Raw genomic sequence first — 8449 nt, forward strand, 5'->3', positions numbered from 1 at the left:
GGCAGCCATTGCCTTGCAAGTCTTCTCGATTGACGCATCGGCCTTCGCTGCGTCGCTGATGCCGAGTTTCTTGGCGACCCAATTGTCCCTGACACGCCCGAGTTCCTTCGGGTCGGTGCAGGATACCAGCGAGGAATCGCGGTTCCTGAGCGCGATGCCCAGGTGCTTGACGATCTTTTCAACCGCATCAGCACTGGCGCCGGCATCGTATTTCTTCACGTCTGCAAGATAGTCGGCCATCAAAATTCCCCTCGTCGGCGCCACGGATCCGATCGATGAGGGCTGTGGCGCGCTGCTGCAACATGTGCGCTAGGTCGGTAACTCCTCACCGGGGCAAAGCTTCGGTTGAGACCGCGCCCAAGTCAACCCTTTGGACTTGCGGTTTTGTCAGGGGGAAAGTGCCATTGCGGCCTTCCATTTCTTGCGATGGCCCCCTATATTCAGTCTGTCGGCTTGACCGACTATGGCGATAAATGGGCGATGAAATAAGCCGTTCGGACCCGGGGGCGGTACCCGGCGCCTCCACCAAAAGCTGCTGCTGATGACAGAGCGGTTTTTGCTGGGGGCGAAATAGGATCGACGAAGGTGTAAAGATCGTACTTTTGCCCGGCATGGTACCACCGTCATCGGGCTAAACCTGTAGTTGCAAATGACAACTATGCGGAAGCACGTCTCGCCGCGTAAGCGGTGCGATAGCTTCAAATCAAGCCCTAGAGGTTCGCACTTCTAGGCGGGGTTCGGAGGTACCTGGCAACAGAAACCTCCACTTCTCCCCTCCTCCTCAACATGCGTTACGCACAACGGCAGCTCCCGCCGGCCAACTTCGCACGCCCTCGGGCCGCGAAGCCGCCCTGCCGCGTGCCACCTCTCCACGGACAAAACATGCAAAACGATTCCGATCGATTCTTCGTGCTGACCGGCGGCCCCGGCTCCGGCAAGACCACCTTGATCGAAGCGCTGCGCCACGCAGGCTTTTCCACCTCGGTGGAAGCCGGGCGCGGCATCATCCGCCACCAGTCTCAGATATAGGCGGACCCGCTTTGCCCTGGCGCGATCGCGCGCTGTTTGCGGAGTTGATGCTGTCATGGGAGATGCGCTCGTATCAAATCGCGCAAGAACAGACCGGGCGTCCTGTTTTCTTTGATCGTGGCGTTCCGGACACGCTCGGCTATCTCAGGCTGAGCGGCCTGCCGGTACCCGAACACGCCAACGCTGCCGCCGGGCGCTTCCGCTACCATCAGCGCGTCTTCGTCGCCCCGCTATGGCCGGAGATCTTCGCGCAGGATGAAGAGCGCAAGCAGACGCTCGACGAGGCCGAGCGCACCCACCATGCGCTGGTCGGCGTCTACACGGAACTGGGCTATGAGATGATTCCGTTGCCGCTGGCATCCGTCGAGGCGCGGCTGCGCTTCGTGCTGGCCGAGACAGGATTGGCGTGAACAGGATTGGCGTGAAAAAGGCCGGGATGAACCCCGGCCTTTTTTCATTTGTTTTGGTTGCTTATTCCGCCGGTGCCTCGGCAACCTCGCGCGAGCGGCCGAGCGTGACCTTGGCCAGCGTGAAGGAAATCACCGCACAGAGCGTGATGCCGGCCACCATCGGCAGCGGCGTGCCGTCGAAGAACACGCCGGCAACGCCCATGGCGAGCGCACCGATGGCGAAGTGCAGCGTGCCCATCAGCGCCGACGCCGTGCCGGCGATCTCGCCATGCTCTTCCATGGCCAGCACCGAGGTGGTCGGGATGACCAGGCCGAGGAAGCCGTAGCCGACGAACAGCAGGGCCGCCATCACGTCGAGCCGGTCGACGCCCGTCGCCATGATCGCCAACAACACCACCATCGTCGAGGCATAGCCGGTCACCGCGACACGCACCACGCGGCGCAGCCCAAAACGCTCGGCCAGCAGCCCGGTCAGCTGCGACATGCCGATGAAAGCCACCGCATTGATCGAGAAGAACACGCTGTAGACCGAAGGCGACAGCCCGTAATGGTCGATCAGAATGAAGGACGAGCTCGACAGATAGACGAAGAAGCTCGCAATGCCGAAGCCGGCGATCGCCACCAGGCCAAGGAAATTGCGGTCGCCCATCAGGAAGCGATAGCCGGCAAGCGCGGTTCCGAAGGAGGAACCGACGCGTTCTTCAGCCGGCCGCGTCTCCTTGAGCGAGGTTGCGAGCAGCACCGTGGCAAGGGCGGCCGCACCGGTCACCGTCCAGAACACGGCGCGCCAGCCGAAACTCTCAATGATCACGCTGCCGGTCAGCGGCGCCAGGATCGGCGACACCGAGAACACCAGCATCAGCAAGGACATCAGCTTGGCGGCCTCATTGCCGGTATGCAGGTCGCGCACGATGGCACGCGGAACGGCCATGCCGGCGCTGGCGCCAAGCCCTTGCAGGAAACGGAAAGCGATCAGCCATTCGATGGTCGGCGCCATTGCCGAACCGATGCCGCCAACCATGAACAGCGCAAGGCCGCCATAAAGCGGCAGCTTGCGGCCGACCATGTCGGAGATCGGCCCGACGACGATCTGGCCAAAACCCATCGACAGGAAGAAGATCAACAGGCTCATTTGCACGGCAGCGGTGCTGGCATGCAGATCCGCGCCGATCGACGGCAGCGCGGGCAGATACATGTCGATGGCGAACGGGCCGATGGCGGACAACAAGCCAAGCACGACCGCGATGCGGAGGAATTTGGGACTCATGATAAAGGCTTCTTTCAAATCTGGTTGCCGCCGCAGGCGACGTCTAACCTAGGACGTTCCATCCCGTGAGATTCCGACACCTCAAGAGCGAATTCCATTCGTCTCTCTCGCGCGAAATCTCTTTATCCTGTGTCCACAAATTTAGACACTCTTGTCTAAATCGTCAATCACCCCTATATAGTTTTTTATGAAGCTGCACGTTTCTCCTGACATTTTCCCGCCACGCGGCCATGAGGCCAAGCGCCTCTCGATCGTCGACTCCGCCGCCACCGTGTTTTGCCGCGAAGGTTTCGCCGGCGCCAACATCGATCTGATCGCGGCCGAAGCCGGCGTTTCGCGTCAGACGATCTACAACCATCATGGCGACAAGGAGAGACTGTTCGTCGCTGTGGTCCGCGACCTCACCGAACGCTGCAATGCCGGCATCTTCGCCACCATTGCCACCTTCCCCGACCAGCCGGGGGATCTCGAAGCCGACCTGATCGGCTTTGCCGTGCGCCTGAACCAGAACTGCATCTGCAACCGCGACGGAAAATTCCTGCGCAAGCTGATCCAGACCGAAGGCGAGCGCTATCCCGAACTGTTTGCCGAATGGCGCGAACAGGGTCCGGGCAGGACATGGCCGGCAATCGCGGCCCGCTTCGCCCGCCTCGCCTATGGCGGCTATCTCACGATCGAGGATCCCGACGTGGCGGCACGTCAGTTCCTCGGTCTCGTCAATGCCGAACTGCAGACCACCTTCATGCTTGGCGGCTCGCCGCGCGAGGACGAGGTGCTGCAATCCGCGACCAATGGCGTGCGCACCTTCCTGCGCGCCTTCGGCAAGCGCCGGTCCGCGGCATCGTCCGAAAAGCAAAGCGCGCTCGCCAGCGCCTGAGCGATCAAATCGCTGGCAATAGTCTTCGCTTCCGCGCGCGGGTGATCTATATGCGGTTTACGCCGCCCTCAAGCTTGATTACAGCTATGCGGACGATTCAACGGAACCCGACCGCCACATGGCCGACGACCACATCCGCTACGACATTCTGGCCCAGGAGGCGTTGCGCGGCGTCATGCGCAAGGTCCTGGCCGAGGTCGCGCGCACCGGCCTCCCCGGCAACCACCACTTCTTCATCACCTTCCTGACCGGCGCGCCGGGCGTACGCGTGTCTTCGCGGCTGCGCGAGCGCTATCCCGAGCAGATGACCATCGTCATCCAGTTCCAGTATTGGGACCTGAAGGTGACCGACACCGGCTTCGAGGTCGGCCTGTCCTTTTCCGATGTGCCGGAAAAACTCGAAATCCCGTTCTCGGCCGTGCGCGGCTTCTATGATCCCTCGGTCAATTTCGAGCTCGAATTCGACGTCAAGACGGATGGCGCGGCAGCCGAGGAACCGGCTGCGCCAACTCCGGAGCCGTTGACCATCGTCTCCGAGAAAAAGCCGAAGGCCGAGAAGAAGGCCGCCGCCGAGGCGGAGAAGAAGCCCGCTGCCGCGGACGCCGCCACCAAGGGCGCCGAAGTGGTTTCGCTCGACGCCTTCCGCAAGAAATAGGCCGACGGCATGGCCGAGATCGTCAATCTCCGCCAGGCCCGCAAGCAGAAGGCGCGGGACGAAAAGCTGCGCGCCGCCGAGCAGAATCGCGCGCTGCACGGCCGCTCCAAGGCCGAAAAAGAACGCGACCGCATCGCCGCCGACAAGAGCGAAAAATTCGTTGCCGGGCATCGTCGTGAAAAGCCCGGCGACCCCGACCGTCAATGAGCCCGGTCGAAAAGCGTTCTGTGACCATTCGCGGTCACCGCACCAGCTACTCGCTCGAAAAACCCTTCTATGACGACCTCGTCGCGATCGCGGCGACCAGAAAGCTGACGCTTGCCGCGCTTGTCGCCGAAGTCGACGAGACAAGGCCCCGCGACACCAACCTGTCCTCTGCGTTGAGGCTCCATGTCCTGGAGTGGGCGAAGCGCGGAACGGATTTCTAGAGGCCTTCGACCGCCGCTTCCTTCTTCCTGCGTCTGGTGCCGAAGCCAAGCAAGGTCGAACGCTCGCGCTCCTCGGCCTGTTTCCTGGACCGCACGCGCATCAAATCCTTCCAGCCGACATAGCCGACCAGCAAGGAGCCTTCGCGAGTGACGACGGGCAGATGAGAGACGTTGGCCGTCAGCAGCTTGTCGGAGAGGCCTTCGAGATATTCGTCCGGATAGGCCAGCGTCACCTTGCTGCCGGCCAGCAGTTCGCCAAGCGTGGTGGTGCGGTGCGTGCCGGCGCGTCTCCAGCGCAATATAGCCGGCGGATCGATGAGGCCCAGCACATGGCCGTGCTCATCGACCACCGGGAAACTCGGATGCCGTGTTTCCGGCGCTGTCAGGAATGCCGCAGCGCCATGCAGCGTCATCGTCGCCGGCACGCTTTCAACCTGTGAGGTCATCACCTCGCGCACCCTGGTCAGGGCGAAAGGGTCGACGCGGTATTCGCGAACCAGATGATGTCCCCTTCTGGCGATCTTTTCGGTCAGGATCGACCGCTTCATCAGAAGCACGGTGACGGCGTGCGCCGCAGCGCAGGCAGCAATCAGCGGCACCAGCATATGTGTGTTGCCGGTCAGTTCGACGGCGAAAAACGTGGCGGTCAGCGGCGCACGCATCGTGCCGCCCATCGTGGCGGCCATCGCCAGCAGCGCCCAGAAACCGGGATCCGCGGCAGGCAGAACGCCGGCGAGCACAGCGCCCATAGCCCCGCCCATGATCAACAGCGGCGCCAGCACACCTCCCGACGTTCCCGAGCCGAGCGCTACCGACCAGATGATCGCCTTCACCACCAGCAGCAGGAGGGCCGCCGTCGCGACGGTGCGGCCATCCAGCATGTCGGTGATGTTGTCATAGCCGACGCCGAGCGCCTGCGGTTCGATCAGCCCGCCTATGCCGACCACCAGACCGCCGATCATAGGCCACCACATCCAGTGGATCGGCAGCTTCTGAAAACCGTCCTCGCAGGCATAGACCATCTGCGTCAAAAGCCCCGATAGCAGGCCGGCGCAGATGCCAACCAGAACCCAGCCGCCAAGCCCGGTGAACGAAACCGCCATGCCGCCCTGAAACGGGAAGATCGGCCCGGGCAGATGCAGCATGGTGCGCTCGACCTCGGCGATAACAGCCGCGACCGCCACCGGAATGAAGCTGCGCGGGGTCAATTCGAATAGCAGCAGTTCGACGGCCAGCATGATGGCGGCGATCGGGGTTCCGAACACCGTGGTCATGCCTGCTGCCGCACCAGCCACCAACAGCGTCTTGCGCTCGTTGTCGCTGACCGGCAGCATCTGCGCGATCAGCGAGCCGATCGCGCCGCCTGTCATGATGATCGGCCCTTCGGCGCCGAACGGTCCACCGGAGCCGATCGAGATCGCCGACGACAGCGGCTTCAGGATCGCCACCTTGGCGTCGAGTTTTGAGCGCCCGAGCAGGATCGCCTCGAGGGCCTCGGGAATGCCATGGCCGCGGATCTTCTCGCTGCCGAAGCGCGCCATCAGGCCGATGATCAGCGCACCAATCACCGGGACGATGACGGCGGCAAGCCCAAGCGGTGTGTCCTCAAGCTTCAGGTCGGCAAGCGAGAACTGGCCGAAATAGGCGATGTTGGTGGCCAGCCGGATCAGCTTCAAAAGCGCGATGCCGGCAAACAACCCGGCTGTCGCCACCACCACGGCAATAGCGGCGACGAGCAGCACCCTGGCATCCGTGGTGAAATCGCGCAGGTGCTCCGGATTCGAATGAGGGGTCTTCATGGCAAAATTGCTTCCTGGCGGCGGGCCGTGTGTCTGAGATGCGGCACGGTCGAAGCGGCCAGCCGGGTTTATCGGTTGCTATGTATCGTAACACGATATAAATATTCAAGCCGGTTTCGCCCGAAATCCGTTTGAGCTTTCGCCGGAAAACGAACACATGTCTGATATGTCGCAGCCACAAAAACCACGCCCCGCCATCAGCCAGGCCGATTACCAGCGGCTGTCGGAGTTTCGCTACCTGATCCGCCGGTTCCTCGAATTCAGCCAGGTCCAGGCGGAAGACGCCGGCCTGACCCCGCGCCAGCATCAGGCGCTGCTGGCGATCAAGGGATTCCCCGGCGGCGGCCCGGTGACGGTTGGCGATCTCGCGGAGCGCCTGCGCATCCGCCACCACAGCGCCGTCGAACTGGTCAACCGCCTCGGCGAAGCTGGGCTGGTCACAAGGGATCAGGACAAGGATGACCACCGCCGTGTGCTGCTGCAGCTGACCGAGCGCGCCGACGATTGTCTGGCCGAGCTGTCGGCGGCGCATCTCGACGAACTGTCGCGTATCGAACCGATGCTGCGGCGTCTGCTCGATCGCGAGTGAGCGCTCCGGCGTCTTGCGGGCGACACGAATTATTTTTCGGCGCCCGAATCCTTTCGCCCCCCCGACAACGTCTTGAGGATGAACACTCTCAAAGACCAAGGCAACCAAGAGGACAACTGCGATGAAACGACACCTGATACGCTACAAGACGAAACCGGAACGGACCGATGAGAATGAACGGTTGGTCAAGGCCGTGTTCCAGGAGCTGCGGGAAAAATCGCCGGACGGCGTTCGCTACATGACATAGCGGTCCGACGACGGGACCTTTATCCATATGGTAGAGACGAAAACCGAGGCCCATGCCGACATTATCACCGGGCTGGCGGCATTCGAGGCCTTTCAGAGCGGCATCAGGGATCGCTTGATCGAGCGTCCGCAGCGCGAGGAAATGACCGTGGTGGGCCACTACCGGATGCTGGACCAATAACGGCGAACAGAGGCGCATGACTATCCCCGGCGAGATCCGCGAACCTTTTGCCCGCCTGTTCGGCGAAATGCGTCCAAAACTGCATCGCTATTGCGCCCGCATGACCGGCTCGGCCATCGACGGCGAGGACGTGCTGCAGGAAGCCCTGGCCAAGGGGTTCGAGGCGCTGCCGGATGCCGGCCCGATCGCCAATCCGGAGGGCTGGCTGTTCCGCATAGCCCACAATGCGGCGCTCGATTTTCTGCGCCGGCGAGCCCGCGAAAGGGCTTTTTCCGATGAGGACCCGGACATGATCGTCGACCCAGCCAATCCCACCGCCGATCGTCAGGCCGCGGCGGCCAGCCTGCACACCTTCATGCGCCTTCCCGTCGCGCAGCGAAGCAGCGTGATCATGATGGACGTTCTAGGCTATTCGCTGCAGGAGATCAGCGACATGCTCGACACCAGCATCCCTGCCATCAAGGCGGCGCTGCATCGCGGTCGCGGCCGGCTCCGCCATCTTGCTGACGAACCGGACGACCGTCCTGTTCCGAAACTGAGTGCCGCGGAGCGCCTGCTGCTCAACGCTTATATCGACCGCTTCAACGCACGCGATTTCGATGCGGTGCGCGACATGCTGGCCGAAGAAGTACGACTGGAACTGGTTGCCCGGACACGGCTGAACGGCCGCAAGGAAGTGGGTACCTATTTCGGCAACTATTCCCGGGTGCAGGACTGGCGTTTCGTGCCCGGCTTCGTCGAAGACAGGCCGGCAATCCTCGTTCGCGATCCCAATGATCCGAAGGCGCCCCCTGCCTATTTCATCCTGCTGGCGTGGCAGGATGGCAAACTCTTGACCATCCGGGATTTCCGCCATGCCCGCTATGCGGCAGAGAGCGCGCAACTGCTCGTCCTCTGAATCTGCGGATCGCCGATCAGGAAGGCGTTTGGCCTACTGCAGCGACTTCAGCAGATTGTCGATCGTGAAC

General features: G+C 62.5%; 11 protein-coding genes, 1 other RNA gene and 1 pseudogene. 10 read left to right on the top strand and 3 right to left on the bottom strand.

The features are described from left to right. A partial coding sequence (locus tag EN750_RS09290; RefSeq protein ID WP_127396236.1) for a DUF2853 family protein occupies nt 1-240 on the bottom strand: 240 nt, incomplete at its 3' end. Nucleotides 241-408: 168 nt separating this feature from the next. Between EN750_RS09290 and ssrA the strand changes: the two genes are divergently transcribed. Next, nucleotides 409-768: a transfer-messenger RNA gene (gene ssrA, locus EN750_RS09295) on the top strand. A 114-nt stretch (nt 769-882) separates the two neighbouring features. Continuing rightward, nucleotides 883-1439 (top strand): annotated as a pseudogene (locus EN750_RS09300) (AAA family ATPase). A 61-nt stretch (nt 1440-1500) separates the two neighbouring features. Here EN750_RS09300 and EN750_RS09305 read toward each other — a convergent pair. After that, nucleotides 1501-2706: a multidrug effflux MFS transporter gene (locus EN750_RS09305; protein ID WP_127396237.1), complete on the bottom strand. Its 1206-nt coding sequence runs from the start codon at nt 2704-2706 to the stop codon at nt 1501-1503. Nucleotides 2707-2893: 187 nt separating this feature from the next. On the opposite strand from EN750_RS09305, the gene EN750_RS09310 reads away from it, so the two are divergent. The 4 genes from EN750_RS09310 to EN750_RS09325 all read left to right on the top strand — a co-directional run bounded on the left by EN750_RS09310 (nt 2894) and on the right by EN750_RS09325 (nt 4666). Continuing rightward, on the top strand, nt 2894-3583 hold the full coding sequence (locus EN750_RS09310; protein WP_127396238.1) for a TetR/AcrR family transcriptional regulator: 690 nt from the start codon (nt 2894-2896) through the stop codon (nt 3581-3583). 118 nt (nt 3584-3701) lie between these two features. Beyond that, nucleotides 3702-4238 carry an SspB family protein gene (locus EN750_RS09315; protein WP_027160604.1) on the top strand — a complete coding sequence of 179 codons (537 nt, stop codon included), beginning with the start codon at nt 3702-3704 and terminating at the stop codon, nt 4236-4238. Between the two features lie 9 nt (nt 4239-4247). After that, nucleotides 4248-4445 carry a DUF4169 family protein gene (locus EN750_RS09320; protein ID WP_127396239.1) on the top strand — a complete coding sequence of 66 codons (198 nt, stop codon included), beginning with the start codon at nt 4248-4250 and terminating at the stop codon, nt 4443-4445. Next, nucleotides 4442-4666, top strand: coding sequence for a ribbon-helix-helix domain-containing protein (locus tag EN750_RS09325; protein ID WP_127328907.1), 225 nt, complete (start codon nt 4442-4444; stop codon nt 4664-4666). Before EN750_RS09320 ends, EN750_RS09325 begins: the two co-directional genes overlap by 4 nt. Here the strand turns inward: EN750_RS09325 and EN750_RS09330 are convergent. Continuing rightward, nucleotides 4663-6465, bottom strand: coding sequence for a chloride channel protein (locus EN750_RS09330; RefSeq protein ID WP_127396240.1), 1803 nt, complete (start codon nt 6463-6465; stop codon nt 4663-4665). The two genes, EN750_RS09325 and EN750_RS09330, sit on opposite strands and share 4 nt — an antisense overlap. Before the next feature lie 157 nt (nt 6466-6622). Here EN750_RS09330 and EN750_RS09335 point away from each other — a divergent pair, with 157 nt between their 5' ends. The 4 genes from EN750_RS09335 (at nt 6623) to EN750_RS09345 (ending at nt 8379) form a co-directional block, all read left to right on the top strand. Beyond that, the gene (locus tag EN750_RS09335) at nt 6623-7054 is read left to right on the top strand and encodes a helix-turn-helix domain-containing protein (protein WP_127396241.1); all 432 of its coding nucleotides are present in this window, start codon (nt 6623-6625) and stop codon (nt 7052-7054) included. Nucleotides 7055-7175: 121 nt separating this feature from the next. Further along, nucleotides 7176-7301: a hypothetical protein gene (locus tag EN750_RS41650; protein ID WP_348629585.1), complete on the top strand. Its 126-nt coding sequence runs from the start codon at nt 7176-7178 to the stop codon at nt 7299-7301. 27 nt (nt 7302-7328) lie between these two features. Next, nucleotides 7329-7481 (top strand): hypothetical protein, encoded by a 153-nt coding sequence (locus EN750_RS41655; RefSeq protein ID WP_348629586.1) that lies wholly within the window; start codon nt 7329-7331, stop codon nt 7479-7481. Between the two features lie 16 nt (nt 7482-7497). Beyond that, complete coding sequence (locus EN750_RS09345; protein ID WP_127396242.1) at nt 7498-8379, top strand: sigma-70 family RNA polymerase sigma factor; 882 nt, start codon at nt 7498-7500, stop codon at nt 8377-8379. Nucleotides 8380-8449 lie beyond the last annotated feature (70 nt).

The organism is Mesorhizobium sp. M7A.F.Ca.ET.027.03.2.1 (assembly GCF_003999175.1).
Lineage (GTDB): Bacteria > Pseudomonadota > Alphaproteobacteria > Rhizobiales > Rhizobiaceae > Mesorhizobium.